Below are 785 nucleotides of genomic sequence, written 5' to 3'. Positions count from 1 at the left end.
ATTATGCTATTGAGGATGTTCGAAAAGAGGCAAGACAAGCTGCTGCTATTGGTCTAGCGGTGTCCAACTTACGTTACAATGATGCACCAGGAAAGTTAAGTGTTGCACTTGGTAGTGGTATATGGCTCAATCAGTCCGCATTTGCTATTGGTGCTGGTTATACATCTGAAGATGGAAATATTCGCTCGAATGTATCTGTGACAACTGCCGGAGGGCGCTGGGGTGTAGGTGTAGGATTAAGCTTAACTCTAAATTAATAAAATTCACTACGATTATTTTCAAAAACGCTCCTGTCTATACAAGACAGGGGCGAGAAGAGTTACACGATTAAAAGAACGGCTCCCACAAATAACAATGCCAGCATTAATGTTGAAAATAAAAAAAGAGAAAGTGTCTGAAGAGTGGTGTGTTTTACGCAAATTTGACAGAAGTCGTGGAGGGGGTAGTTCGTTGTTTCATAACAGTAAGCAGCGGATTAAGACAGTTTTTGATGATGAGAAAAAATATTTAGATAAATATTCTTCTGAATTCAAGGATAATGCGATGAGTAATGGTGTTAACGAATCGAAATCCTACACCGATATGAAATTTGAAACGTTTAGTTATGCCATTGAAGATGTTCGGAAAAAAGCAAGACAAGCAGCTGCTGTTGGTTTAGCAGTGTCCAATCTACGTTACTTCGACGAACCAGGATCTTTGAGTGTCTCATTTGGTAGCGGCGCATGGCGTGGACAATCCGCATTTGCTCTTGGAGCTGGTTATACATCTGAAAATGGAAAAATCCG

General features: G+C 40.4%; 2 protein-coding genes. Both read left to right on the top strand.

Annotation, left to right across the window (positions count from 1 at the left end):
- On the top strand, positions 1 to 257 hold a 257-nt coding region (locus tag ACFINU_RS10180; protein WP_375619046.1), incomplete at its 5' end, for a YadA-like family protein.
- A 133-nt stretch (positions 258 to 390) separates the two neighbouring features.
- Positions 391 to 785: YadA-like family protein (locus ACFINU_RS10175; RefSeq protein ID WP_375619045.1), on the top strand; the 395-nt coding region annotated here is incomplete at its 3' end.

This window comes from Bartonella sp. AC130YNZD (assembly GCF_042196865.1).
Classification (GTDB): domain Bacteria; phylum Pseudomonadota; class Alphaproteobacteria; order Rhizobiales; family Rhizobiaceae; genus Bartonella.
The sequence above is the reverse complement of the archived record's forward strand: the minus strand, read 5'-3'. Positions and strand labels throughout refer to the sequence as shown.